The 25,563-nt window shown below is 48.6% G+C and carries 22 protein-coding genes; 9 read left to right on the top strand and 13 right to left on the bottom strand.

Annotated elements, in window-relative coordinates; translation table 11 throughout:
- Positions 1–25: 25 nt before the first annotated feature.
- From NW199_RS07645 to rpsU, 8 genes are all read right to left on the bottom strand, one after another.
- Entirely contained in the window at positions 26–955 is a 930-nt protein-coding gene (locus NW199_RS07645) for an electron transfer flavoprotein subunit alpha/FixB family protein (protein WP_022472335.1), read from the bottom strand.
- A gap of 14 nt (positions 956–969) precedes the next feature.
- On the bottom strand, positions 970–1,719 hold the full coding sequence (locus NW199_RS07640) for an electron transfer flavoprotein subunit beta/FixA family protein (protein WP_022472336.1): 750 nt from the start codon (positions 1,717–1,719) through the stop codon (positions 970–972).
- A gap of 75 nt (positions 1,720–1,794) precedes the next feature.
- Positions 1,795–2,814, bottom strand: coding sequence for a tRNA dihydrouridine(20/20a) synthase DusA (gene dusA / locus NW199_RS07635; RefSeq protein ID WP_258334176.1), 1,020 nt, complete (start codon positions 2,812–2,814; stop codon positions 1,795–1,797).
- A 63-nt stretch (positions 2,815–2,877) separates the two neighbouring features.
- A complete protein-coding gene (gene rpoD, locus NW199_RS07630; RefSeq protein ID WP_258334174.1) occupies positions 2,878–5,034 on the bottom strand; it encodes an RNA polymerase sigma factor RpoD in 2,157 nt (718 codons plus the stop codon).
- 461 nt (positions 5,035–5,495) lie between these two features.
- Positions 5,496–7,550, bottom strand: coding sequence for an RNA polymerase sigma factor RpoD (gene rpoD, locus NW199_RS07625; protein WP_258334173.1), 2,055 nt, complete (start codon positions 7,548–7,550; stop codon positions 5,496–5,498).
- A gap of 208 nt (positions 7,551–7,758) precedes the next feature.
- Complete coding sequence (gene dnaG / locus NW199_RS07620) at positions 7,759–9,663, bottom strand: DNA primase (protein ID WP_258334172.1); 1,905 nt, start codon at positions 9,661–9,663, stop codon at positions 7,759–7,761.
- A gap of 25 nt (positions 9,664–9,688) precedes the next feature.
- Positions 9,689–10,135 carry a GatB/YqeY domain-containing protein gene (locus NW199_RS07615; protein WP_258334171.1) on the bottom strand — a complete coding sequence of 149 codons (447 nt, stop codon included), beginning with the start codon at positions 10,133–10,135 and terminating at the stop codon, positions 9,689–9,691.
- Positions 10,136–10,276: 141 nt separating this feature from the next.
- Positions 10,277–10,489 carry a 30S ribosomal protein S21 gene (rpsU, locus tag NW199_RS07610; RefSeq protein WP_022472342.1) on the bottom strand — a complete coding sequence of 71 codons (213 nt, stop codon included), beginning with the start codon at positions 10,487–10,489 and terminating at the stop codon, positions 10,277–10,279.
- Positions 10,490–10,694: 205 nt separating this feature from the next.
- On the opposite strand from rpsU, the gene tsaD reads away from it, so the two are divergent.
- Positions 10,695–11,744 carry a tRNA (adenosine(37)-N6)-threonylcarbamoyltransferase complex transferase subunit TsaD gene (gene tsaD, locus NW199_RS07605; RefSeq protein WP_258334170.1) on the top strand — a complete coding sequence of 350 codons (1,050 nt, stop codon included), beginning with the start codon at positions 10,695–10,697 and terminating at the stop codon, positions 11,742–11,744.
- Here tsaD and NW199_RS07600 read toward each other — a convergent pair.
- From NW199_RS07600 to ispH, 3 genes are all read right to left on the bottom strand, one after another.
- Positions 11,741–12,973, bottom strand: coding sequence for a Zn-dependent hydrolase (locus tag NW199_RS07600; protein ID WP_258334169.1), 1,233 nt, complete (start codon positions 12,971–12,973; stop codon positions 11,741–11,743). The two genes, tsaD and NW199_RS07600, sit on opposite strands and share 4 nt — an antisense overlap.
- Positions 12,974–13,046: 73 nt before the next feature.
- A complete protein-coding gene (ybaK, locus tag NW199_RS07595; protein WP_022472345.1) occupies positions 13,047–13,538 on the bottom strand; it encodes a Cys-tRNA(Pro) deacylase in 492 nt (163 codons plus the stop codon).
- Positions 13,539–13,560: 22 nt separating this feature from the next.
- Positions 13,561–14,478, bottom strand: a complete 918-nt coding sequence (gene ispH, locus NW199_RS07590; protein WP_022472346.1) for a 4-hydroxy-3-methylbut-2-enyl diphosphate reductase — start codon at positions 14,476–14,478, stop codon at positions 13,561–13,563.
- Positions 14,479–14,666: 188 nt separating this feature from the next.
- On the opposite strand from ispH, the gene NW199_RS07585 reads away from it, so the two are divergent.
- The 8 genes from NW199_RS07585 to NW199_RS07550 all read left to right on the top strand — a co-directional run bounded on the left by NW199_RS07585 (position 14,667) and on the right by NW199_RS07550 (position 22,812).
- Positions 14,667–16,034 (top strand): MATE family efflux transporter, encoded by a 1,368-nt coding sequence (locus NW199_RS07585; protein ID WP_258334168.1) that lies wholly within the window; start codon positions 14,667–14,669, stop codon positions 16,032–16,034.
- Positions 16,035–16,176: 142 nt separating this feature from the next.
- On the top strand, positions 16,177–16,410 hold the full coding sequence (rpmB, locus tag NW199_RS07580) for a 50S ribosomal protein L28 (protein ID WP_022472348.1): 234 nt from the start codon (positions 16,177–16,179) through the stop codon (positions 16,408–16,410).
- 12 nt (positions 16,411–16,422) lie between these two features.
- Positions 16,423–16,590, top strand: coding sequence for a 50S ribosomal protein L33 (gene rpmG, locus NW199_RS07575; protein ID WP_022472349.1), 168 nt, complete (start codon positions 16,423–16,425; stop codon positions 16,588–16,590).
- A 169-nt stretch (positions 16,591–16,759) separates the two neighbouring features.
- Positions 16,760–18,373, top strand: a complete 1,614-nt coding sequence (gene nikA, locus NW199_RS07570; RefSeq protein ID WP_258334167.1) for a nickel ABC transporter substrate-binding protein — start codon at positions 16,760–16,762, stop codon at positions 18,371–18,373.
- A gap of 30 nt (positions 18,374–18,403) precedes the next feature.
- Positions 18,404–19,345, top strand: coding sequence for a nickel/cobalt ABC transporter permease (opp1B, locus tag NW199_RS07565; RefSeq protein ID WP_258334166.1), 942 nt, complete (start codon positions 18,404–18,406; stop codon positions 19,343–19,345).
- Complete coding sequence (locus tag NW199_RS07560; RefSeq protein WP_258334165.1) at positions 19,342–20,208, top strand: ABC transporter permease; 867 nt, start codon at positions 19,342–19,344, stop codon at positions 20,206–20,208. The genes opp1B and NW199_RS07560 overlap by 4 nt, the downstream gene beginning before the upstream one ends.
- Positions 20,198–21,862 carry an ABC transporter ATP-binding protein gene (locus NW199_RS07555; protein WP_258334164.1) on the top strand — a complete coding sequence of 555 codons (1,665 nt, stop codon included), beginning with the start codon at positions 20,198–20,200 and terminating at the stop codon, positions 21,860–21,862. Before NW199_RS07560 ends, NW199_RS07555 begins: the two co-directional genes overlap by 11 nt.
- Positions 21,863–21,915: 53 nt before the next feature.
- Entirely contained in the window at positions 21,916–22,812 is an 897-nt protein-coding gene (locus NW199_RS07550; RefSeq protein ID WP_258334163.1) for an AEC family transporter, read from the top strand.
- On the opposite strand, the gene NW199_RS07545 is transcribed toward NW199_RS07550, so the two are convergent.
- Both NW199_RS07545 and NW199_RS07540 read right to left on the bottom strand, forming a co-directional pair.
- Positions 22,798–24,018: a multidrug effflux MFS transporter gene (locus tag NW199_RS07545; RefSeq protein WP_249092539.1), complete on the bottom strand. Its 1,221-nt coding sequence runs from the start codon at positions 24,016–24,018 to the stop codon at positions 22,798–22,800. The two genes, NW199_RS07550 and NW199_RS07545, sit on opposite strands and share 15 nt — an antisense overlap.
- Before the next feature lie 75 nt (positions 24,019–24,093).
- Complete coding sequence (locus NW199_RS07540; RefSeq protein ID WP_258334162.1) at positions 24,094–25,563, bottom strand: RsmB/NOP family class I SAM-dependent RNA methyltransferase; 1,470 nt, start codon at positions 25,561–25,563, stop codon at positions 24,094–24,096.

Below are 25,563 nucleotides of genomic sequence, written 5' to 3'. Positions count from 1 at the left end.
AATTTTCTTTAAGCAAAGACCGCTATCAATTCAACTCTTTAAGCAGCTCATCAATGCCTGCCTTTGCATCCATGACCAAACCGTAATCGGCCACTTCAAAGATCGGTGCTTCAGGATCATTATTGATCGCTACTACAACCTTGGCGTCTTTAATCCCTGCAATATGCTGCATGGCCCCTGAAATACCGATGGCAATGTATAAATCGGGAGCAATAATCTTACCCGTTTGACCAACTTGCCAATCGTTAGGACATAAACCCAAATCCACAACGGCACGTGTTGCACCAATGGCCGCTCCCAAACGATCAGCCAATTGAGCCAACTTTTTAAAGCCTTCCTCATCTTCGAGACCACGGCCACCAGCCACCACAATTCGTGCGCCTTGCAGTGCCGGTCTATCCGTTTTGACGGCTTCAAAACTTACTTTGCGGGTTCTCATCGTTTCAGGAAACGGTGCATTCATGACTATTTGCGCTTGACCGTTCTTTTCACAAGCATCAAAAGCCGTTGCACGAATACTCGCGACAATCACCGGTTCTTCATCTTTAAGCGTCACTTCAATGCTTCCGGCGAAAATCGGACGAACATACGTTTGCGCATCAATAACCGCCGTGACATCAGAAAGCGGAGCAACATCCAATAGCGCTGCCACACGGGGCATGACACTTTTACCCATCGAACTCGCTTCAAAAAACACATGGCTATATCCATGTTCTTTGACCAAAGCAACAACCGCTTTGGAGAGCGACTCGGTTAAGATATTTTCACCGTCAGCGGGATTAACGAAAACAGTCTCAACACCACTAAAAGTCTTTGCCACATCTTGCGCAGATTGTCCCTGCCCCAAAAGAAGCATATCCGTTACACCGGCAGCTTTAACGGCCGCCGTCACCAAACTCGCGGCTGTAGGCTTAATGCCTGCGGCGTTGACTTCACCAATCACTAAAGCTCGCATAAACATTCTCCTTCCTACAGTACTTTTGCTTCGGTCTGAAGCTTGTTGATGAGTTCAGACACAGAACTTAACATCTGACCGTTCTTTTCTTTTTTCGGCATGCTGTAGCTCACCGGTTTGAGACGATGAGCGATGTCAACGCCGAGTGTACCCACTTCAATTGTTTCCACCGGCTTTTTCTTGGCTTTCATCATGTTGGGCAACGTTACATAACGCGGTTCAGCCAAACGCAAGTCCGCCGTAATAACAGCCGGAAGCTTAACAGCCACTGTCTGCACACCCCCGTCGACCTCACGTGTGACCAATGCTTCAGCACTATTGGCGATTTCCAACTTGGAGGCAAAACTGGCTTGCGGGATATTGCAATACGTGGCAAGCATTTGACCAACCTGATTGGCATCATTGTCAATGGCCTGTTTGCCCACAATGATCATGTCGGGATTTTCTTTTTCGACGATTTTTTGAAGGATCTTGGCCACTTGCAACGGTTGAATCAACTCTTCACTCAGGACGTGAATCCCACGGTCAGCCCCCATCGCCATGGCTACGCGTAACGTATCGAGACTTTTCTGAGCTCCAATCGTTACGGCCACCACCTCAGAGGCGATTCCCTTTTCCTTCAATTGAACGGCGCACTCAGTGGCAATTTCATCGAAGGGATTAATAGACATTTTGACTGTGGCTGTATCAGGCTCACCCGCCTCATTGAGGCGGACTTTCACGTTGTAGTCAACAACCCGTTTCACGGCTACCAATATTTTCATAAAACCTCTTTTTACCCGCTTTCACGAGCAACACATCATAGTTTTTCAGATTCTGCCCATTATATAGAGCCACCATCAGAATTCATCATCATCACGACGATCATCTGTCAGGCGCTCTCCCCAACCAGCGCTAGCGAATGCAGCCTTAAGCACCTCTGTACCGGTTTCAGCAAATGCGGCCGGATCGGACAGAGTGCGGCGATAAAAGCGAGCACCGGCTAGTCCTTGTAAAAGACCTATCATCGCTTTAGCCGTTGCACGCGGTACATGACTGTCAGTCGGTGTTTCGCGGCGAATATATTGAGTCATTATCTCAATTAATTCTTCGCGGCTTGCAACCGGATGCATATCAGCAAAAAGTCTGGCATCTACATCACTTAAAACCCACGGCGTCTTATAAGCTGCTCGGCCCATCATTACTCCGTCAACCTTTTGCAGCAACTCTTCAGCCAACTCTAACGTATCAACTTGTCCATTAATGACAATGGTGGCTGTCGGAAAATCCCGTTTCAAATCAAAAGCGACTTCTCGTCTTAATGGCGGTACCTCTCGGTTTTCTTTCGGACTTAATCCTTTTAACCAAGCATTGCGTGTATGTACGATAAAGGTTCTAACACCTGCTTCGTAGAGCGTCCCGACAAAGTCACGAACAAAACCATAATCTTCAACCTTGTCAATACCGATACGGTGTTTAACTGTTACATCAATATCAACAGCATCCTGCATCGCCTTGCAACAATCGGCTACCAATTGAGGCTCGGCCATCAAACAGGCTCCGAATGAACCGCGTTGCACACGTTCACTGGGGCAACCGCAATTGAGATTAATTTCATCATAGCCCCAATCTTGGGCAATCTTGGCACATAAAGCCAAGTCCTTCGGATCGCTGCCGCCTAACTGCAGGGCCACCGGGTGCTCTTCTTTATTGAAGTTCAGATGTCTGGCTTTATCACCGTAAATAATGGCGCCCGTTGTCACCATCTCTGTGTACAGTCTCGCATGTCGAGACAGTTGCCGATGAAAATAGCGGCAGTGAAGATCGGTCCAGTCAAGCATCGGCGCCACACAAAAGCGCCAGGGATTGTATTGGGTCATATTTTCGAAAAAGGCCACTCGTACCTTGCGATAAGAGTGGCCTGACAGTTAAAAAATTAATCGTTAACGAGTCTGCACGTAATCACGCAGTCTTTCAGCAAAATCCGGGCTGCGCAATTTACGAATGGCCGCGCTTTCGATCTGACGAACACGTTCACGCGTCAAACCCATTGAGCGACCCACTTCCTCGAGCGTATGGTCATGACTGGTTCCGATTCCGTAGCGCAAACGCAGAACCGTAGCTTCACGATCGGTCAAACGATCAAGTGATTTTTTAATCTCTTCTTCCATCGCTGTCACCATGAAGCGGCGTTGCGGATCCTGTTCTTCATCACCGCGGACAAAGTCAAGCTTTGTTGCGTCTTCATCGTCACCAATCGGTGCGTCGATGGATTCAACACCACGCATGGCTTGGATCAACAACTGTACCTTGGGTAACGGCACTCCGGACAATTGAGCCAATTCATTGTCAGAGGGCTGTTTGCCGTGCTCTTGCAGGTATTTTTGCTTAATGCGACGAATCTTGTTGTAAGACTCTGTCATATGCACCGGAATACGAATCGTATTACCGTAGTCGGCGACCGCACGCGTTACAGCCTGACGCACCCACCACGTGGCATAGGTTGAGAACTTGTATCCACGGCGGTATTCAAACTTGTCCACAGCCTTCATCAAACCCAAATTGCCTTCCTGAATGAGGTCCGGCATGGCCAAGCCGCGATTGACGTAACCCTTGGCAATCGAGATGACCAAGCGTAGGTTAGCTTCGATCATCTTAGCCTTGGCCTTCGACAAACTTGCTTGAGCAACGGTCATACTGCGGTGCAGGTCACGCTGTTCAGCGATGGGTAAGCTTGCATCGTCTTGCAATCCGATCAGTCGAGCCTGCAATTCTTCGAAAACACCACGATGCTGTTCCAATGCCGCAGACCAGGGTTCACCACTTGCCACTTCATCATTGAGCCATTGACGATCGCAGCAGCGTTCATTAAATCCTTTGACAAAACGTTCTTGAGGCATATGAGCCTTGTTGACCATCACGTCGCGCATGGCGTACATGGTATCGGTCACCTTGGACATATGTTCAGCAAGAATGTCGGCCAAATGCGTCACCGTCTTCACAGAGAAACGCACGATGGACAGTTCATCGGAGATATTTTGGCGAGCACGCTCGAAATCCTTCTTCTTAGCAGGATCACCGAAACTTTCCCGCATCGTCTCAAGGTATCCCTTCAAACGATCAAACATCTCCAGAGCACGCTCTTTCATTTCCTCAAGCTGCTCAACCGTCATAGCGGCAGCACCGATATCGGTGTTCAAATCACCACTGTCGTCTTGAATTTCTTCTCCGGCCACGTCGGTGAAACCGTCGATCACGTTGTCGATCGTTTCGGATCCTTCACGAATCTTTTGAGCCAAGACCAACAACTCTTGAATGGAGAGCGGCGACATCAGCACCACCTGTACCAAACGGGCGCGGTGCTGTTCGATACTCTTGGCGACTTCAATTTCGCCTTCACGGGTTAAGAGTTTATGGCTGCCGACACCACGCAAATAGGCGCGAAGCGGATCTTTGGAAAGACCAGCGCTTTCTTCAGGTGTCAAAATCGTTGCGGCATCTTCTTCATCGATATCATCATCGACCGTTGCCTGTTGCTCGGCCAACATCGCCACCGTGTCTTCGTCAGGCGTGTGGTCAAACACCTGCACACCGAAGCGGCCCAAACCCAATGTGATTTCCGTCAAGGCATCTTCAGAGCGTAAGGCGCTTTCGGGCAACAAGTCATTGATTTCAGCGATGGTCACCCAACCACGCGAACGGCCGAAACGAACCAATTGGCGATAGCCGTTTTCGGCGCCTTCTTCATGCTCAGGCTGCACAGGCATCAAGTCAGCGATCGGGTCACTCTTTTTGCGTCCGCCCTTTCGCTTTTCTACCTTGGGAAGCTCCTCAAAACCGTCTTCGAAACCTTCTTCAGACAGCTCCTCAGCTTCTTCAATCTCTTCTTCGAGCTCTTCTTCATCGAGCTCCTCTTGGGCATACTCGTCATCATCGAGCTTTAAACTGCCCTTGAGATCAAAATCCAACTGCTCATGTGAGTGCAACCACTCATTGAGATCTTCACCCATAGAAGCCTCATTGACCAAAACCTCTGCCTTATCGGCGCTGCGGTCCGTCTTTTTAGAGGTTGCTTTTTTGACAGTCGCTTTTTTCATCATTTCGTACAAATATTCAGTAACTTCATCGGAAGGAAAATACCCAACTTGCGAACAACGAAGGCAAAACTTACAACGCGCAAATTCCTATGGAACAAAAGTTCCCACGGCACCTATTCTTTACTCGTGCCGACATCATTGCAATAAACAGAATTTCGCGTTCTTAGCCTTTGACCCACGCAAGAGAGTTTTCTCCAACCGGTCCGATCAGCATTGCTGCCAACCCGATTCCCGTTGATTATTTCACCTGAGAGCTTTATTCTTTCAGAAGAAAGACAAACACCTTCAGGTAAAACCCGAATTTACAATAAGCAGAGGTTTCGGGGCTAAGATATACAGATACAGACTAGATTCGTCCTATGACGAAGGGCCACCAAACCGCTACTGCGAACTTATTAAGATACACTAGAAAAGAAAAGCCTGTGCAACAAAATTCACAGGCTTTTTTATTTATTTGATATAGATCAAATTATTTTAATGTTATCACTATCTAAGAATCCCCTAAGCTTATTCGCTCTACTGGGATGACGAAGCTTTCTAAGCGCTTTCGCTTCGATTTGGCGAATGCGCTCACGGGTCACAACAAATTGGCGCCCTAGTTCTTCAAGTGTGTGTTCCGTACTGGTATCGATACCGTACCGAAGCATAAGCACTTTAGCCTCTCGAGGCGATAATGAGGCAAGCACTTCGTGGACCACCTCTTTGAGATTATCATTTTCAGCTCGCTCAAGCGGTCCTAAAGAAGTTTTGTCCTCGATGAAATCAACCAGATGTGAATCCTCTTCATCGCCTACCGGAGAATCAATTGAGACGGGCTCACGGCGAGCCCGCATAATAGTTCGGACACGTCGCTCTGTGAGTCCAACCTCTTGAGCTAAGTAGGCGTAAGAAGGCTCATGGCCGTATTCTTGCTGATATTGTTTTGAAATTCGCGTGATTTTGTTGAGCGTTTCAACCATGTGTACCGGAATGCGGATGGTTCGCCCTTGATCAGCCAGCGCACGAGTGATCGCCTGACGTATCCACCAAGTCGCATACGTTGAAAACTTGTAGCCGCGTCTGTATTCAAATTTATCAACCGCCTTCATGAGACCAAGGTTACCTTCCTGAATTAAATCCAAGAATTGAAGTCCGCGGTTGAGATAGTGCTTTGCAATAGAAATCACCAGGCGCAGATTGGCATTGATCATTTCTTGTTTAGCATCGCGCACACTTTGCTCAGCTTTGCACATTTGAGCATAAAGTTCACGCATGCGCTGGGCAGGCAATCTTGCTTCAGTCACCAACGAACTGTATTCAGACTGCACGCGCAAAATGGACTCAAAATTCTTCTCGAGCGCCAAAACGTAAGGCTTATCCGATTTCAAACAGGCGCGTAAAGCAACCTCCGAGAAACCTTCATCTCGAAAGAGCCGCCCAAACTCAGCTTTGGGCATTCCGACAACATCAACCAAAAGTCTTTGGGCATCCTGCTCAATACGCTTAAACGCTTCGGCCTTGTCATGTAATAAGTCTGACAATGTACGAACCGTCGAAGCCGTAAAGCGCACACGCATTAATTGCTCTTTAACCGCCACTTCAAGCTGACGATACTGATCACTGCCCACGGGCAATTGGCTCATGCAATCAAAATATCCCTTGCAGGTATCAAGGATGTCAAGCGTCGTTTCTTTGAGAACTTTAAGTTGCTCTGAACTCATCGCAGAAGCACCGATTGAGACTTCCTGCACGTCGTCATCAGCTTCTTCGTCGTACTCCGGCATATTCTCTTCAGCCATTGAAACTGAATCAATATCCTCGTCAGTCACCCCGTCGACTATGGCCTCGACGCTCACTTCATCGGCGCGAAGCATATCGGCCATGTCCACAAGCGTTTTCAATGCCGAGGGACTGTCGGCGATTGCTTCCATCATTGCCTGAAAGCCGTTTTCAATACGACGGGCAATCGAAATTTCTTCTTCACGCGTTAAAAGAGGAACTGCCCCCATTTCACGCGTGTACATTGTCATGGGGTCCGACGTTCTTGACACATCGCTTTCAACAAGCGAGAGCACATCCTCGTCATCGTCCTCATCGTCGTCCTCCTGTACCAGTGATAAGGGCGAATCATTGAGCAAGATTTCGTCTTCAGCCGGCGGCTGCTCAAGAACTTGAATACCTAAGAAGCTGAAAGCGTGCTCAAGTTTAGCGATGGCTTCATCCTCGTCTTCAACCTGCTCAGGCAATACCTCTGTTAGCTGCTCGTAAGTAACAAAGCCATTTCGTTTAGCCGAGACGATCAAAGCGCGAAGTTTTTGCAAACGCAGCTCACTTGCTCCGTTTTGATAGACCTTTTCGAGCGATTTTTTCAAACGCATTCTTTTGCGTTTGGTGTTACTCGCCTGCGGCAAGATACTCGGATCAGGCGTCTGGATCCGAAGCGGTTGATCAAAAAGAATATTGATGGTGGTTTCCGCAGAGCAGGCGGATTGAACAGTCAGCGGTTCGCTTTTGGACGACTTTTTCTTTCGAGTAGCCATACACACACTCTATGCCTTCGTCACAACACCGGGGCGGACGGAAAAACAGCTAAGGGAGAGTTCGGGTCGTTTGCGAATCAAAGGGCTCGCAAATCATCTCCGCAATCGTCTATTGATGAAACAATCTTTTATTGTTGCGGACGGTTTTGCGATTATACGAGCTTTAACGGGCGATTGGGCAAGCAAAAAATAGGGACTTTCGCTTGTATCAGCCACTTAGACGGCTGTCTAAAACAAGATCGACAGCCTGAGAGCTTTCATCGATGAGCGATCGATGAATATCCTGTCTGCGCTTAAAAAGACGTTCCAAATACTGAGACTCGACCGGCTCGCCTCGCTCTTCCATGCTTAAAAGCTCGGCTATTTGTGCATCGAGCTGCGCTTTTTCTAATTTCAAAAAAGCACACTTGATTTCAAATTCTGCCACCGCTTCGGGCGTTTGCAGCACCTCTTCCTCGGAAGCCAAATCCGCCAAACGATTGTAGAGGGGATCGCCCTGCATAAAGGACAGTAAATAGCCCGTTGTCAGTTTTGACTCTTCAAAACCCTCACCTTTGGAATGATCTTGAGCTAAATGCCAGAGTCTGACAATCGCCTCTTCCCACTCATCAACGGTATCGAGCATCTCGTATTCAATCTGATCGGAATACTTGATTAACCAAGACGGGTGCGTCACGAAGCACTGCAATAATCGGCGCTTGATGTTGGTAAACACCGGCCCCGTTGTCACAGGTCGTACGGGACGCTTGGAGCGTTCACCCTGTTTGGTATCTCGTCCATAACCGGAAAGCGCTTTGGCCGGTTTAGTCTGCGGAACATCCAAAAGCGTCACCCCGCAAAGCGAAGCAACTTCGGCCGGTTCCATGCGAACGGCCGCCGCAAACTCCTGCACCAACAGTTGCCTGAGCGCATGAGCGGTCATTCGCTGTAACAAGGGTTTTGCAATCGCGACAGCCTGAGCCCGTTCCTCGGCTGTACGCAGTCCCTGTCCTTGACTGACTTCCCGAACAATGTCCATGACAAAAAATTTGGACAACGGAAAAGCGGAGCGCAACTGTGCTTCAAAAGCTTCCGGCCCCTGACTTTTGATCAGACTGTCCGGATCTTCATCTTGCGGCAAAAGCACAAAATGAGCAGTTTGGGTATCAGTGATGATGGACAAAGTCGACTCCATCGCCCTTCGAGCAGCCTTAAAACCAGCCGCATCTCCGTCAAATGAGAAATAAACATGATCGGAGAGCTGAAACAGTTTTTTTACGTGCTCAGGTGTAATGGAGGTGCCGAGAGCAGCAACGGTTTCCAAGAAGCCGCCTTGGGACATCTGGATAACATCCATATAACCTTCGCACACAATGGCGCGGCCCTTTTTATGAATGGCATCCCGGGCCTCGTAGAGGCCGTATAACTCCTGACTCTTGTGGTATACGGGTGTTTCTGGTGAATTCAGGTATTTAGGTTCCTCTCCGGGAACCATTGTTCTCGCCCCGAAACCAATCACTTGCCCGCGAGGATTCCGAATCGGGTACATCACCCTGCTTCTGAAGCGATCATAGCGATGCCCGTCTTTAGCGATCACCAAACCGGACTCTTCCAATTTGGGGTCGTCATAGGCTTTATCTTTAAAAATCGCCTCAAGACCTTGCCAAGCATCAGGCGACAAACCCAATTGAAATTTATTGACGGTCTCTTCCGTAATGCCGCGTCCCTTGAGATACTCAATAGCGTGGCGATCATGGAAAAGTGTTTGATGATAAAAATCCGCCGCTTGGGCCAGGTAATCAGTAAGTGTTTTAGCTCGAGCCTGACGGATCTTGGCTTGACGATCTTCGGGAACTTCCATCCCTAAATCGTCAGCAAGCTCTTTAATAGCTTCAGGAAAGGACAGTCCCTTGAACTTCATCAAAAAGGTAATCGCCGTGCCGTGTTCGCCGCAACCGAAGCATTTAAAAAATTGCTTGCTGGGGTTAACGGCAAACGAGGGCGTTTTTTCCTTATGAAACGGACAACAGGCCATCCAGTTGCTGCCTTTGTGCTGCAACTTCACATAGCGTCCGATCACCTGCACGATATCCGTGCGGGAAAGAACCTCTTCGATAAAACTCTCGGGAATCATTAAGCGAAGTGTCCGGTCTGTGGTTTTAAGCGGTCAACTTTTGCTTAATCAGCGCAGAAACCTTACCCATGTCAGCGCGACCGGTAAGCTTGGGCTTGACCGCGCCCATCACTTTACCCATAGCGGCCATGCCGTTAGCACCGATGGCGGCGATGGCTTCATCGATGATGGCAAGAATTTCTTCTTCGGTCAGAGGCTTAGGCAAATAGGTCGATAAGACATCAATTTCAGCCTGTTCTTTATCGGCCAAGTCTTGACGATTGGCTGCCGTGTATTGTTCGATGGAATCGTGGCGTTGCTTGACGAGTTTAGCGATGATCGAGATGATCTCGGGATCTGCGCACTGAACACGTTCGTCCACTTCTTTTTGCTTGATAGCAGCCATCAAGAGACGAATAGCTCCCAAACGAGCTGCATCGTGAGCTTTCATCGCGGCCTTCATATCGGCCATGATCTGTTCTTTAATCGTCATTTCCATTCCTTTGAAAAAAAACGCGTGCAACCTCTCTCTTCAGTCAGAGCTTTGCACGCGTGATTTTGGCTTAAAGCACAAAGCTCAAGCCCTGACGGTCCCTGCGCTAGATCGGACCGTCAACTGTATGCGGTCCGAAAATTAGTAGAGCTTCTTCGGCAACATTTGGCTGCGCAAGCGCTTGTAGTGACGCTTGATGGCAGCAGCCTTCTTACGCTTACGTTCAGCCGTGGGCTTTTCATAGAACTCACGAGCACGCAATTCGGTCAAAAGACCGCTCTTTTCAATGGTGCGCTTGAAACGGCGAAGAGCGGTTTCAAACGGTTCGTTTTCTTTAACACGAATAGTGGGCATCAGGCACCTTACCTGTCAATAAAAAAATGTTGCGGTATTGATTTACCGATCTGATCAGTGCGCACAAATCCATCTCGGAATGTATCGCACGACCTCCGAAAGTTGCATATTTTCGCATAAAATACGGATAAAAGGAAATAGTCCTTTCATTTTTTTGTCTTTTTTCTTGCAGAATCAATATAACTTATTGATTCTTTTGATATTTATGCTCATTCTTGGTTTAGAGTCCTCTTGTGACGAAACGGGCGTTGCTCTCATTGACAGCGAAAAAGGCTTATTGGCTCATGCCGTGCACACCCAAATTGACATGCACCGACTTTATGGCGGCGTGGTTCCTGAATTGGCCAGCCGAGACCATATCCGTCGCGTTATTCCGCTCATTGAACAAGTGCTCGAAGAGGCTGGCAAAACCAAGACTGACCTTGATGCCATCGCGGTTACGCAAGGACCGGGCTTGGCCGGCGCTCTTTTAGTGGGCGTAAGCGTTGCTCATGCGCTCGCTTTTGCGTTGGATATTCCAGTTATTGGTATTCACCACATGGAAGGGCACCTGCTGGCTAATTTATTGGCCGATCCCGCTCCCGAATTTCCGTTTATCGCGCTTTTAGTATCAGGCGGCCACACCCAAATCATGAAAGTCAACCGCTTCGGAGACTATGAACTGTTGGGCGACACGCTCGATGATGCGGTGGGTGAAGCCTTTGATAAAACGGCACAGCTCTTGGGCATGTGCTACCCGGGCGGTCCCGCCGTGAGCGCTTTAGCCGAGAAGGGCACGTCCGGCGCCATTGAACTGCCCCGTCCCATGATTCATTCACCCAATCTTGACATGAGTTTTTCGGGTTTAAAAACCGCGGTATTGACCGCCGTTAAAAATGCACCCGATGCAACGGATGAAACCTTTCGCGCCAATTTAGCCCGAGCTTTTGTGGATGCTGTCGTGGATGTTTTGGCGGCAAAAACTGTCAAGGCAATGAAGCAATCAAAAATGAAAACGCTTGTGGTCGCAGGAGGCGTGAGCGCCAACAAGCAGCTTCGCAACCGCTTGGTTTATGAAATGCGCAAACGCGGCATGAAAGTATTCTTTCCGCCCATCAAACTGTGTACAGATAATGGGGCGATGATCGCCACTGCCGGTTTAGAGCGAATGAAACACATGAGCGCCGATGACATTAATCGTCATTTTAAGAATATGAAATTTGGTGTTAAGCCTCGTTGGCGGCTCAAAGAAGCCGCCGCGGATATCATTGGCTAAAGATCTTTGAGCGTACGAGTCAAAATTTGCACGCCGGACAAAAAGTCTTCCATTCGCATGGCTTCGCGATGATTGTGTGAACCGTTTTGATTAGCGATAAAAATCATCGCCATCGGAATGCCTTCCTGAGCAATATCACCGGCATCATGGCCGGCGCCCGAAGGCATACGAATAACCGGAATATTTTCTTGAGCAGCCGAAGATTCCAATTTATTAATTAAGTACCCGTCACTTAAGGCTGGCTCAATGTAGAACGCCTGATCAAATTCGAAGCGAACACCAAAGTCAGCTTCTATCCTTCGAGCTTCTTTCTTAAAGAGCTCATAGAAATATTCTCTCGTTTGTACTGAAAGTGTGCGGATATCAAGGCTAAAGGTTACTTCGCCGGAAATGATGTTAAAGCTCTGTGAAGGCGGCGTATTAACAACACCGTTGGTGTAGACCAAATCATCGCCCGCTTTGAGCCTTTCAATCCAGTGCGCGCGCATGACGGCAAAAAGCTGAGCGACAGCAGCCACAGCATCGTGTCTAAACTCAAAATCAATGGCACCAGAATGAGCGGTTTCCCCCAAGCACCGAATAGCACGGTGAAAGACATTGCCTCGAATACCAGTTACCAGGCCAACCTTTGCTTGAGAAGATTGTTCCAACTTCGGCCCTTGTTCAATGTGTAATTCAAAATAAGCCGCCACATCCTTCGGATTTAAGTAGGCCTTGCCTTGAACTAACGCCTGCGGATTAATCCCGCAGTCTTGCATCGATTCCCCCAAAAGCTTACATTCGGGCCGATAACGACGATTCAAGTCTTCGGGCGTCAATGTTCCTAAGATCGCACGAGAACCGATTAGGCCTTGTTCTTCACAACGGAAAGCCACAACGTTTAAGTTACAATCCAATTGAATGCCTGACTCTTTAATGGCTTTGGCTGCACAAAGTCCTGACACGATACCGGCCAATCCATCAAAATTTCCGCCTTCAGGAACGCTATCGGCGTGACTGGCCACCATTAAAAACGGCCTCTCCGGATGTTTTCCTTCAAGAGTCATCCAAAGATTGCCCGCCTCGTCATACGAGCAGTTCATGCTTAAACCAAGGGCGACTTTTTCAAGATACCTCAATACCTGAGTTTCTTTTTCCGAATAACCCAAACGAGTAACGCCCAGGTCGGATTTCGACATCTCACGAACATCAGTGAAAATTTTCTGAGCAAAATCTTTTTCCGTTTGCATTTTTTGCTACTCCTAACCGGGTCTCACCGTTTTCTGCCGTACGGTCTCCCATACGATTTCCACCAATTGGTGGTTAATCCGCATTGGCGCAATCAACCGGCTTTGCTCCCAATTCATCGACCAAAACAGAAGGGTTGATTTTCACAATAAAACCGCGGCGCCCCCCGTTGATGTAAATTTCCGGCAATTCCAAAATCGTCTTTTGCACGTATACCGGCATACGTTTTCGAGTTCCAAAGGGCGAAGTACCGCCAACTTGATAGCCGCTATTGCGTTGAGCTTGCTCGGGCTTACAAGGTGCGATATGTTTTGCTCCCACTTGACGGGCAAGATTTTTGGTACTGACTTCACAGTCACCATGCATAAGAATCACCAAGGGCTTCGCGTGCTCGTCTTCCATAATGAGTGTTTTAACAACCGTGTGGTGATCTAAACCGAAAGCGGCGGCAACGGAGGCTGTACCGCCGTGCTCAACATACTCGTAAGAAAAGGGTTCAAAGGCGACCTTATGTTGTTTGAGCCAATCGGTGGCCGGTGTCGCACTTTGATGTTTTTCTTTAGACATAATCGTTCCTTTCACTTTTTTATCAAAGACCCGCTGGCAACGGGAAAGCAATCCTGTCGGGCACGCCCGGCATGGTCTCTACAGAGGTGGCCCCGTTTGCCTTTAAGTATTCCACTACGCCTTGAACCAAATGCTCAGGCGCTGAAGCGCCGGCTGTCAGCCCCACCTTTTCCACGCCATCAAACCAAGAGGGTTCAATATCTGCAACGCTGTCAATTAAAAATGCGCGAACACCTTCACGCTGGGCCTTATCACGGAGTCTGCGGGAATTCGAACTGGTACTGGATCCAATCACCAACACCAAGTCAACCATGGCCGCTAATTTCTTTACAGCTTCCTGACGACTTTGCGTGGCGTAGCAAATATCCGCTGCCGACAATGAGCGAATGGATGGGAAACGGGCCTTCAACCGAGCAATGACTTCTTTCGTTTCATCCGTCGACAAAGTGGTCTGCGTCACATAACCGACTTTATTGGGATCGGGCACGTTAAGAGCGTCAACTTCTTCATCAGTGTAGACACGGTAGATGTTGTTGTCGACCTGTCCCATGGTCCCTTCCACTTCCGCATGTCCTTTGTGACCGATCACAATAACCGTCAATCCCTCTTCATGCATTTTGACGACCTCTCGGTGCACTTTCATTACCAAAGGGCAGGCGGCATCAAAAAGACGAATCTTTCGTCCTGAAGCGTACGCTTTAACACTTTTGGGAACACCGTGGGCCGACAAAATAGCCGTTGCTCCATCGGGCACTTCGCTTAGATGATCAACAAAGATCGCGCCTTTTTCTTTCAGTTCATTGACCACCGTCTTGTTATGAACAATTTCATGACGGACATAAATCGGACTGCCGTAGACAGCCAAGGCCTTTTCCACAATCGCAATGGCCCGATTGACACCGGCGCAAAACCCTCGCGGCTGAGCTAATAAAACCTGCATGGATGTTCCCCTCAAAATATTTCAAAAGTCTACCGTTTTTTAATCATCTCGTTTTCATCATTTGAGCTTAATCGTTAAATTTTTTAGCGTATTTTGTGCAAACAGTCGCAGAAAATTTGAATTAGTATTGACCTTGGCTTTCAATCAACAAAACAGCAGTATTAAAAAACAAAGCTTCAGCTACTTTTATGCGCCCCACCAACACCATCCTCGGACAACACTTCAGCATCGCAGGACAGTTGCGCTTCACATTCCCTCGCATGCTGATGTCGCTTTTCATCATGAGCTATATGGTGGCCGATGGTGTTTTAATCAGTCGCTACATGGGCACCGTGGCGCTAGCCTCTCTAAATATGATCTTCCCGCTTGCCATCTTTTTGGGTGCAGTCGGCATCATGCTTTCTGCCGGTGGCGGCTCCGTTGTCTCACGACGCATGGGGGCCGGCGACTCAGCTGGCGCCGACCGAGCCCTAAGCACACTGGTTTACGCGGAATTTGCCTTTGGAGTCATCGTGGGATTCTTGGGTATTTTGTTATTAGATCCTCTGTTGGACTTTCTTAATGTCAACGAAGAGCAATACGCCTATGCCTATGAGTACCAAATTGTTTGGCTTGCCTTCATGCCCTGCTTTTTATTGAGCGTGTTGTCTCAGACTTTTTTCACTGTAGCGGGATTCCCCAAACTGGGCCTGGCCGTTTCAATCGCCTCGGGTCTTACCAATGTTGTTTTGGATATTGTTTTTATGGGGCCTTTAGGTTGGGGTATGTATGGCGGAGCACTGGCGACGGTTATCTCCTGGATTGTCGCGGCGGTGGCCGGAGGCATTTTCTTTTGCCGAACGAAAGCCCCTATCAAAATCATTTTGACTCGTCCCGACTGGGCAGCTCTTAAAGGCGCATGTACAAGCGGATTTTCTGAAATGGTGGGCAGTCTTTCCTCTTCCGTTACGCTTTACTTATTTAATGCAGCTTTTATGTATTGGTTGGGTGTTGACGGTGTGGCCGCTTTAACCATTGCATCCTATTCAACGTATGTTTTTAATTCCATCTTTTATGGTTTTTGTGAAGCCACCGGTCCGATTCTAGGCTATAAATACGGCGAACAGAACTGGACAGAATTGGCCTGTGTCTTTAAAAACAGTCTCGTCATCATGACGATATTCTCGCTTGCAGCCTATGGTATGTCGGTTATTTTCGCCGCCCCCGTCTTGGCTTTCTTCACTCCGAGGGACTCGGCGGTCTTTGAACTCGTTTTAGCCAATTTCGGCTACTTTGCACTTTCCTTGTTACTTCTGTGTCCCAATATGTTTGCCGCCTACCTCTTCACAGCCATGGGAGATGGCAAACGCGCAGCCATTGTCTCTTTTTGCAGAACGTTTCTATTTACCGTTCTGGCTATCGAGTGTCTGCCGCTTTTAATCGGCGAGATTGGTCTTTGGCTTTCTGTGCCGCTAGCTGAAACACTGACTTTCATTTTGAGCGTTACACTCATCATCCGCAATAAACGACGCTATGGCTACGATGGACAGCCCGCCCTTGTCATTAATAGAGACTAGGGCTATCACCTCATAAAACTTATAAAAATTTGCGTATGCAGGGGGCGATGAGTATAATGCTCGATACCGTTGACCCCACCGAGGTGAGATGCATTACTTCGGGCGGGTTGTTTTTGTTTTAATTTTTTGACTGGAGTTAGCGATGGCACGAGTGTGTCAAGTCACCGGCAAAGCGCCGATGGTCGGCCACCGCGTCTCTCACGCAAACAACAAAACCAAGCGTCGTTTCATGCCCAATCTTCAATATCGTCGTTTTTGGGTTGAAAGCGAAAACCGTTGGGTTCGTTTGCGTCTGACGGCGGCAGGTCTTCGTACGGTCGACAAGCTCGGTATTGATGCGGTCTTAGCGGACCTCCGCGCCCGCGGCGAAATCTAATAGGAGTTCACCATGGCAAAGGGTAACCGTGAAAAGATCAAGTTAGAGTCGACCGCCGGTACGGGTCACTTCTATACGACGACCAAGAACAAGCGTACGAGCACGGGCAAGATGGAAATTTCCAAGTATGACCCGGTTGCTCGCAAGCATGTGGTTTATAAGGAAACGAAGCTCAAGTAATTGAGTATCGTACCGACCAAAAAGCCCGATTTTTCGGGCTTTTTCTATTTCTGCTCGTTTTTTCTTCAATTCTCTCATTAATCCTTTTTTCCATTGAGAGATCACACTCTTTCCCCTATCATTGAATCACGCTTTAACCAGTATTCGGATATCCGGCGGAGTTTTTCACGTGCAAACCGTTTATCACACTCCATTTCTACGAGCAATCTTTGCTGTATCTGTTTCTATTTGGCTGACAGCTTGTTCGCCGTCTGATACCGATAAAAATACTCAAGATCGTTTCCATCTGGAATACGCCAGCATGAAAGATATCCGAGATATCAATCCTCACCTCTACTTAGGGGAAATGGCGGCTCAGGCCATGGTTTTTGAACCTCTGGTCATCAATACCGCAAAAGGCGTTGAACCGTGGCTTGCCAAAAGTTGGGATATTTCCGCTGACGGCAAAACATACACTTTTCATCTGCGTGAGGGTGTTCGTTATACCGACGGTCACCCCTTTACCGCGCAAAGCGTGAAAGCCAATGTTGATGCAATCCTGGAAAATAAAATTCGTCATGCATGGCTCAATTTAGTCAATGAAATCGAGTCTTACCGTGCGCTTGATGAATTAACGTGGGAACTGCACTTAAAACATCCCTATTTCCCTACATTGATTGAGCTCGGTGTTTCCAGACCTTTTCGCTTCATATCTCCCGCCTGCATGGATAACGGTCACACGAATAACGGTGTGAAGTGCCTGGCAGGAACCGGACCATGGAAACTTTCCGAACACAAGCGAAACCAGTACGCGGTCTTTAGCACAAACGAGACATACTGGGGTGAAAAACCAAAATTAAAATCGATCCGATGGAACGTGCTGCCTGACGCACAAACCATGTTGATGGCACTTCAAAAAGGAGAGATTGACCTGATATTCGGCGCCGACGGTGACCAATTGACAAGCGATGCGTTAAGCATGCTGCAAAAGAGCCATTCTCTATCGGTTTCTTTAAGTGAACCCATTGCAAGCCGAGCCATTTTATTAAACACCAAGAGAGCTGTTACCGCAGACTCGACACTGCGTCTTGCTATCGCTCACGCCATTGACAGACAAGCAATTGCGAAAGGAGTTTTGAACAACCTTGAAGAGCCTGCGCCAACCCTTTTTGCCCGCAATGTCCCCTACTGCGACGTTGATTTAAAAATCCGTGAATACAGTCCACAGAAAGCTCGAGATCTTCTTGATCAAGCGGGGTGGGTTGCGTCTCAAGACGGCATTCGGGAGAAAAACGGGATAAAAGCTGAAGTTGCCTTCTACTTTAATGCGCAAAACGCACAGGAAAGAACCATTGCCGAAGTCATTCAAGCCGATTTGGCTCAAGTCGGCATTAAAGTGAATCTTTTCGGTGAGGAAAAACAGATTTTCCTCGATCGCCAAAGAAGCGGCGATTTTGATCTGCAGTACGCGCTTTCGTGGGGAGCTCCGTATGACCCACAAAGTTATCTTTCATCCTGGCGCATTCCTGCGCACGGAGACTACCAAGCTCAGCTGGGACTGCCCAATAAAGAAAAAATTGACCGCTTGATCGGAGACTTCATGATCGAGATGAATGAAGATAAACGACAGGCTCTGGTCTCAACGATTCTTGAAGCTATTCACAATGCTGATGTGTACGTGCCGATTTCGTACTCCAGAACCAAAGCGGTTCACACGCCGTCATTAAAAGGAGTGGATTTCAAAGTTTCACAGTACGAAATTCCGTTTGAATCCATGTACTTTGAATCAGGTAATCAGCCATAATTGCTGTGTTGATTTTCTGCAATAGAACAAATGCTCCGCTTTTTCCTCAAACGTTTGCTTTTCATGGTGCCGATATTAATCGGTATCACAATCATTACGTTTGCCATTGCGGAATTTTCATCGACTGATCCGGCCGAAGCCTCCATTCGCGTAAACGGCATGCTCCCGACGGCAGAACTCATTGAAGCCACCCGCCAGGAATTCGGACTCGATAAACCTTTTTTGACTCGCTACGCCGATTGGTTGAGCGGCGCTCTTCATGGTGATTTGGGACTAAGTTACGTCACCCGACTTCCGGTTACAAACAGTATCCTCGAAGCCCTTCCCGCTACGCTTTTTCTGGCGCTTACCGCTCTTTTGATCATCATCTCGGTAAGCCTGGCGGCGGGTACCCTTTCAGCCCGAGCGGAAAATTCAAAAACCGATTGGTTTATTCGCGGTTTTATTTTCTTTACGTCGTCGATGCCCGGATTCTGGGCAGCTTTAATTCTGATTTGGATTTTTTCGGTCCAGCTCAACGTCTTTCCTACAAACGGAATGCGCTCAGCCTCATCGGTTGTATTGCCCGCCGTGACCCTGTCACTTGCCTACATCGGCACCTACATGCGTTTGATTCGCTCAGAGATGATCAAAACTGCCCACGAAGACTGGGTACTTTTTGCTCGCGGCCGTGGCTTATCGGAAAAAAGCATCACGTGGCACATGATTAAAAACTCTTTGCATGCATCGCTCACGGCCCTAGGAATGTCTATCCCGAAGCTAATCGCAGGCGCTTTTATTATCGAGAGTATTTTTGCTTGGCCGGGAATCGGACGCCTTTGTGTGGAAGCGGTATTTAACCGAGATCTGCCAATTATTCAGGCCTACGTGCTGCTGATGGCCACTCTTTTTGTTTTCTTTAACCTAGTGAGCGATCTGCTTGGCCTGTTCCTAGACCCAAGGCAAAGAGACAATAGCAAAGGACCGTTATGAAGCGCCTATTTTTTGTCCTTTCGTCACTATGGAATAAACCGACTGCCCGGTTGGCTGCGGGTTTTCTGTTTTGCGTCTTGACCCTGGGACTATTTGCACCAGTCTTACCCCTGGCGGATCCCACCGCTATTGATCTTGGCAATAAATTTTTATCTCCTTGCAGTGCCCATTGGCTAGGAACCGATGCTTTGGGACGAGATATTTTTTCAAGACTGATCTGGGGTATCCGATCCAGTGTCTACACGGCTCTTGTTGCCACCCTTTTAACCGCGCTTTTCGGCACACTCTGGGGACTGGTGAGTGCGGCGGCCAACCGCCAAACCGATGAACTGATGATGCGCTTTTGCGACCTCTGGATGTCCTTTCCGAGTGAAGTGATGATCTTAGCCATGGTGGGGCTTTTAGGGCCGGGAATAGAAAACATCATCATCGGTTGCTTGGTGGCCAAATGGCCATGGTACGCACGCATGATCCGATCACTTGCGAAACGAATCCAAAACAGTGCTTTTATTCGGTTTAGTCTCGTCAATAATGCCGATCGGCGCTGGATTCTGACACGACACCTCTTTCCGAATGTCCTTGCCGATTTCTTTGTGTTAGCAACCTTGGACACGGGAAGCGTTATTTTGATGATTTCCTCCTTATCCTTCTTAGGATTAGGAGTTTCTGCGCCAACGGCGGAGTGGGGCATGATGTTGGCCGAAGCCAAAAACGTCATGACTCTCTACCCCTGGCAAATGCTGCCCGCGGGCTTAATGATTTTATGCACGGTTGTTGCTTTGCACTTTTTGGGCGATGCGCTCGCCCAAGTTTTTGAACCCAAACAAAGAGCATCTTCACACGGAGGTTTTTATGAGCGATAAAAACCTTCCTCTGAAAAATCTCATCGAGGTCAGAAATCTCAAGATTGTGCCCCGCGCCAATCCACGATACGCCATTCTCAAAGGCGTCGATTTTGAAGTCAAAGCCGGCGAATCCCTGGCATTATTGGGTGAGTCCGGCGCAGGCAAGTCCTTAGCCCTTCAGGCCGTCTGCGGACTGCTTCCGCCTTGTCTGGCCGCTTTCGGTTCCGTTAAAGTACATGGCTCTGAAGTTCTGCCTCTGGGTTACAGTCGCAGCGATCGCGGCAAAAGTATTCTTTATTTAAGCCAGCAACCGACCACCGCCTTCGATCCGCTAACGAAAGTCGGACCACAGCTCATCGAGACAATCATCACCCACTTTCCGTCGCTCACAAAAGAAGCGGCAAGGAAAACCATTTGTGAAACCTTAAGCTCTCTGCGAATAGCTGACCCGAATTTCGTTCTCACACACTACCCCCATGAGCTCTCAGGCGGTATGCTGCAACGTGCCATGATTGCCTGCGCATTGATTCTCAAACCCGAAATAGTGGTTGCCGATGAACCAACGAGCGCCCTTGACGCACTCTCCGTTCAAGAAGTCTTGCAGGGACTCAACCGTATCCGAAAAGAGACCGCCGCCACCTTGATTGTGATCACTCATCATTTGTCAGTGGCTCAAGCACTCGCAGATCGGATCATTGTGATGAAAGACGGTCAAATTGTGGAGAGCGGTTTGGCAAATATTGCTAACCAACCCCAAACACCTTATTTCCGGCATTTAGTTGAGATGCGGGAGGAATTAAGTTCCACTTTTAAAAAGTTGCAGCTTTCAACAGGGCTAATCGGAGAATCAGGCGAAAATAATTTCCAAAACGTTTCCAATAATCGCCTCATTGAAGTGCATCGACTCTGCAAAGCCTATCCCGCTCACAGACGACTTTTTTCCTCACAGACAAAATTTCATTCAGTTTTAAATGGTGTTGATCTTCAGATTAACCGCGCGGAAATTGTTGGTTTGGCTGGCGCTTCAGGTGTGGGCAAAACAACCTTGGCACGGCTTCTTTTGGGATTGGAAAAGGCGGAAAAAGGCTCTATTTCAATTGAAGGAGAGAATCTTTTTTCCTGGAGGAAAAAGCACCGTGCCAGCATGAGTGTTATTTTTCAAAATTACACCCAATCTGTGGATCCTTCCTGGACAGTACGTGAGATTCTCTCAGAACCCGTTGAACTCAAATGTCAGAATTTAAGTGGAGACGAGAGAAAGTATTTTGAAGAAAAACTGAAAGAAAAATCCCTCAGAGACGCTTTGCAATCCGTTGGACTTGATAAAGACAAACTCAATCGATTCCCTCATGAGCTCTCGGGCGGTGAACTTCAGCGAGTGTGCATCGCGCGGGCTCTCATTGCCGAACCTAAACTAGTCATCTTTGACGAGGCTCTAAGCTCGCTTGACGCCTCAATTCAGGGAGAAATTGTAAAATTACTGAAAAAACTCCCTAAGCGCGATAGCGCCTGGCTTTTTATTTCACACGACTTAAAAGCGCTCACAGCTTTATGCGACCGGATCTTATTCTTGCATGACGGTCAAATTGTTGAATCCATCGCAAAACAAGACTTGTTTAAAGCCAAACACCCCATCGTTCGTCAAATGATTGAAGCCGCCCAATGGCTCTAAGGCGTACAATCGGCAACTGCAACTGATTTTTTTGCTCGCAAGGATTGCCCAAAGTGGAAGGCTTACTGAAGGTTTTAGGTTTCGTTTTCTTTATTTTTGTGGGTTATTTTCTTAAACGCACACACATTCTCAAAGAGGATACCGTTCATGCGCTCTCAGGGCTTTTACTCTACGTCACGTTGCCCTGTCTGATCCTCGTCTGTTTGAACGGATTGCATATTGAAGCAAGCTACTTTTGGTTGATTGGGTTGGGTTTGGCCACAAACTTTTTCATGATTGGCATCGCCTGTCTCATCACGCGCAAACACCCGGAAAATCGTCTTTTTGACATGCTCAATCTGTCGGGTTTTAACGTGGGCACTTTCGTGATGCCGTTTCTTCAGACATTTGTCACGCCGACGGGCTTTTTATCCATCTGCCTGTTTGACATCGGCAATTCCATCATGTGCACAGGGACGACCTATGCGATCGCCTCAGGTACCGGAACGGGATTAACGTTGGTGAAAACCATTTTGAAGCGCATGTTCAGTTCCGGTCCGATTTGTTCTTACTTTGTCATGCTGATTTTGGCCTTTGTCGGCTACACCTTTCCGGCCACGGTTGTAGATTGGGCAAAGATCGGCGCCAACGCCAATGCTTTTTTAGCGATGATATTGCTCGGGCAAAGCATCCGTTTTGTCATGCCCCGTGAGCAACTCAAGGAGTTATTACGACTGCTTGTCATTCGATTGGCCGGCTCCCTTGTGATGTCGCTAGCCATGTACTATCTGTTGCCTTTCCCGTACGAAATCCGAAAAATTCTGGCCCTCATCGCCTGGGCACCGGTACCAGTCGTGGGTCTTATTTTCTGCATAAAAGCCAAATGCAAACCATCAATGGCAGCCAACCTCAATTCACTGTCGGTTGCCTGCAGCGTGGTCATTGTTTCGACGCTTTTAACGATTCTGTGATGAGAAATCTTTAGGCAAACAGCGCGGACGGGTTTTTAAAACAATCAGCCAAGTAACGCTGACCATTACGCCGCAAAATAGCAACACTAAGTCGTACTTCCAGGCGCTGCCCATCACAACCGGGACCCAAAGGGCAGCGCAGATGGCAAAAGAAGATGTTTGGAAAAACTGCTGAATACTGGCGGCCATTCCCCGGTTTTGAGGAAAATAATCCAAGTTATAGACCGTCAGAATTGGGCGCACCACGCTCATGGCCGTACTGTAAACGATGACAGCGAAAAGGCAGAAGGGATACGGAACGTGCCAGAAGTAGTTGAGCGCCACGCCTAAAATACCGGCCGCGTACATCACCGCAATCTGCATTTTCATTGTCCGCTCTTCGCCAAATCTTTCAGTGATTTTGGTGCAAAAAATCGATCCCGTCACCGAAAAACCAATCAAGGGAATCATCAGATAACCAAAGTCGGTCACCCCCATTCCCATAATGTTTTCAACGTAATCAGGAGCACCAGCAGAAAAAAGAATGGAGCCCATGAAAACAAAGCCACTGCAGATAACGCCGGCGGTAAAGGCGATGTTTTTCATGGAAAGGGCGTATTGCTTAACAAGCGGCACAAAATGAAACGAAGTTCGCAGCTCTTTTGGATGCGTTTCTTTCAGAAGAAAGAAACAAATAAGCGCCATGGTGCAGGCGAAGGTTGAGAGGAAATAGAAAACACTTCGCCAACCGAAAAGCGAAACCAACCAACCGCCGATAATGGGGGCAAGTGCCGGCGCCAGGGCGAAAATCACGGCAATCAGACTCGTCAACTCCTGAGCCTGTCTGCCGCTAAACAAATCGCGGGTCACAGCCATGGCCAATACGGTTCCGGTACTGGCAAAAAGCCCCATTAAAATACGACCGATTAAAAATGTTTCATAACCGGGGCTAAAAGCGCAAATAGCGCAGGAGAACGCGTAACACAATAAGCCGCCGATCATCACGGCCCTTCGGCCCAAGCTATCGGAGACAGCGCCTACAAAAAGAGAGGATGTGGCAAAGCAGATCAGATAGCTTGAAAGTGTTTGATACGCGGCGACCTCTCCGACTCCGAACTCTTCGGCGATCATCCCTAAGCCGGGCATATACGTGTTGGCTGACAACGGTCCCACCATGGAACACGTCGCCAACAAAAACGCCAACGATTTCGGAACGCTAAAAAGCATTATTAAGCCACCTAATGAAGAACGCCCGCCTAATTTAAGCGAGCGTCTCCGATTGTATACCTTCGTTATCCTATCTTAGGCGTCACGCGCTTCTTTTTTGATGAGGACTGCACCGAAAAAGCCATCGGTGCCGCTCTGATGCGGAGCCATGACAAAAAATGGCGCATGGGCCTTGGCGCAATCGGGTAAATTGACGCCTTGTTTAGCTAAAACATCGGTGGCATCCATGATTTCATACTCCGGATGCTTAGCCAAAAAAGCCTCCACCACTCCTTGGTTTTCCTCGCGCAACAAAGAGCACGTCGCGTAAACCAAACGACCGCCGGATTTCACCAAACGGCTGGCGGACTCCAGCACATTGGCTTGAATCGCGTTGATGCGGGCAAGCTCTTCTTCGCTCATTCGCCAACGCAAATCAGGATTGCGGCGCAAAGTACCCGTCCCAGAGCAGGGCGCATCGACAAGCACGCGGTCAAATTTTCCGGCTAAACGCTTAACGCGTACATCGCGTTCGGTCTTGATCGCAATCGGGTGAACGTTGCTCAAACCCGCCCTACGCATACGTGGGGTTAAACCCGAGAGACGCTTTTCATTGACATCAAAAGCGTACAGTCTGCCCGTTGAGCGCATCAGCGCGCCCAAGGCCAAGGTTTTACCGCCGGCGCCCGCGCAAAAGTCGCAAACCATTTCACCGCGCTTTGGCTGCACCAACCGGGCAATCAATTGACTGCCTTCATCCTGCACATCAATCTTGCCTTCACGGTAGATGGGCCAACTGGTCAATCCCGGTTTAGTCATCAGGCGCACGCCGTCAGGCGACATCGGCGTCTCCACAGCCTGCACACCGTGCTCGGCCAACTCCTGCATCACCTCTTCACGCTTGGCTTTCAAAAGATTGACACGCAAGTCAAGCGGGGCCCCCTCTTTCATCGACTCAAAAAGAGCAGGCGCTTCATCGCCAAATTGCTTATTTAAGCGTTCATAAAGCCAGTACGGCAACTCGGACTGAACAAACGCCGTCGCATTTCCCGGTTTACTGCGAAGGATATTGTCCAAAGGTCCCGCGTCATTGCCCACCGTCCGTTCGTCAAGTGCTTCGCGCCCATAAATACGGGAAAGAGTCACCATGGCTGTGAGTCGTGGCGCCCGAGCCGGCACAATCGGCTTCATTTGCCAGGCAATGGTTGAGAGGTGTCGCAATGTGTAAAAGATCGCCTCGGCAATGATGCTTCTGTCGCGTGAACCCAACTTATGATTGAGTCTGAAAAAACGACTCATCAGGACGTCTGCCGGACCATCAAGTTTGAGCACAGTCGACAGGGCTTTACCCAATTCGTCAACAATTAGTCCGGTAACGCGAGGGCCGCCCGTTCGAGTCTGACGCTGATCAATATCATGATGAGCTCCCGCTCTCTGACGACGTTCATCTTTGGTCATCGAACGGCTTTCACGGATCTGGCGACTGCGTGCGGCGCGCTGTCTTTCTGTCAAACGGCGCTCACCGCCGCTCTGAGAACGACGTGGGTTTCTTTTCTTTTCCTGCAT

The organism is Parasutterella secunda (assembly GCF_024733725.1).
GTDB lineage: Bacteria > Pseudomonadota > Gammaproteobacteria > Burkholderiales > Burkholderiaceae_F > Aphodousia > Aphodousia faecalis.
The sequence above is the reverse complement of the archived record's forward strand: the minus strand, read 5'-3'. Positions and strand labels throughout refer to the sequence as shown.

Bases quoted from the DNA above. Each gene is read 5' to 3' on its own strand.
- NW199_RS07645 (WP_022472335.1), bottom strand. From the start codon at position 955: ATGCGAGCTTTAGTGATTGGTGAAGTCAACGCCGCAGGCATTAAGCCT.
- NW199_RS07640 (WP_022472336.1), bottom strand. From the start codon at position 1,719: ATGAAAATATTGGTAGCCGTGAAACGGGTTGTTGACTACAACGTGAAA.
- dusA (WP_258334176.1), bottom strand. From the start codon at position 2,814: ATGACCCAATACAATCCCTGGCGCTTTTGTGTGGCGCCGATGCTTGAC.
- rpoD (WP_258334174.1), bottom strand. From the start codon at position 5,034: ATGATGAAAAAAGCGACTGTCAAAAAAGCAACCTCTAAAAAGACGGAC.
- rpoD (WP_258334173.1), bottom strand. From the start codon at position 7,550: ATGGCTACTCGAAAGAAAAAGTCGTCCAAAAGCGAACCGCTGACTGTT.
- dnaG (WP_258334172.1), bottom strand. From the start codon at position 9,663: ATGATTCCCGAGAGTTTTATCGAAGAGGTTCTTTCCCGCACGGATATC.
- NW199_RS07615 (WP_258334171.1), bottom strand. From the start codon at position 10,135: ATGACGATTAAAGAACAGATCATGGCCGATATGAAGGCCGCGATGAAA.
- rpsU (WP_022472342.1), bottom strand. From the start codon at position 10,489: ATGCCCACTATTCGTGTTAAAGAAAACGAACCGTTTGAAACCGCTCTT.
- tsaD (WP_258334170.1), top strand. From the start codon at position 10,695: ATGCTCATTCTTGGTTTAGAGTCCTCTTGTGACGAAACGGGCGTTGCT.
- NW199_RS07600 (WP_258334169.1), bottom strand. From the start codon at position 12,973: ATGCAAACGGAAAAAGATTTTGCTCAGAAAATTTTCACTGATGTTCGT.
- ybaK (WP_022472345.1), bottom strand. From the start codon at position 13,538: ATGTCTAAAGAAAAACATCAAAGTGCGACACCGGCCACCGATTGGCTC.
- ispH (WP_022472346.1), bottom strand. From the start codon at position 14,478: ATGCAGGTTTTATTAGCTCAGCCGCGAGGGTTTTGCGCCGGTGTCAAT.
- NW199_RS07585 (WP_258334168.1), top strand. From the start codon at position 14,667: ATGCGCCCCACCAACACCATCCTCGGACAACACTTCAGCATCGCAGGA.
- rpmB (WP_022472348.1), top strand. From the start codon at position 16,177: ATGGCACGAGTGTGTCAAGTCACCGGCAAAGCGCCGATGGTCGGCCAC.
- rpmG (WP_022472349.1), top strand. From the start codon at position 16,423: ATGGCAAAGGGTAACCGTGAAAAGATCAAGTTAGAGTCGACCGCCGGT.
- opp1B (WP_258334166.1), top strand. From the start codon at position 18,404: ATGCTCCGCTTTTTCCTCAAACGTTTGCTTTTCATGGTGCCGATATTA.
- NW199_RS07560 (WP_258334165.1), top strand. From the start codon at position 19,342: ATGAAGCGCCTATTTTTTGTCCTTTCGTCACTATGGAATAAACCGACT.
- NW199_RS07555 (WP_258334164.1), top strand. From the start codon at position 20,198: ATGAGCGATAAAAACCTTCCTCTGAAAAATCTCATCGAGGTCAGAAAT.
- NW199_RS07545 (WP_249092539.1), bottom strand. From the start codon at position 24,018: ATGCTTTTTAGCGTTCCGAAATCGTTGGCGTTTTTGTTGGCGACGTGT.
- NW199_RS07540 (WP_258334162.1), bottom strand. From the start codon at position 25,563: ATGCAGGAAAAGAAAAGAAACCCACGTCGTTCTCAGAGCGGCGGTGAG.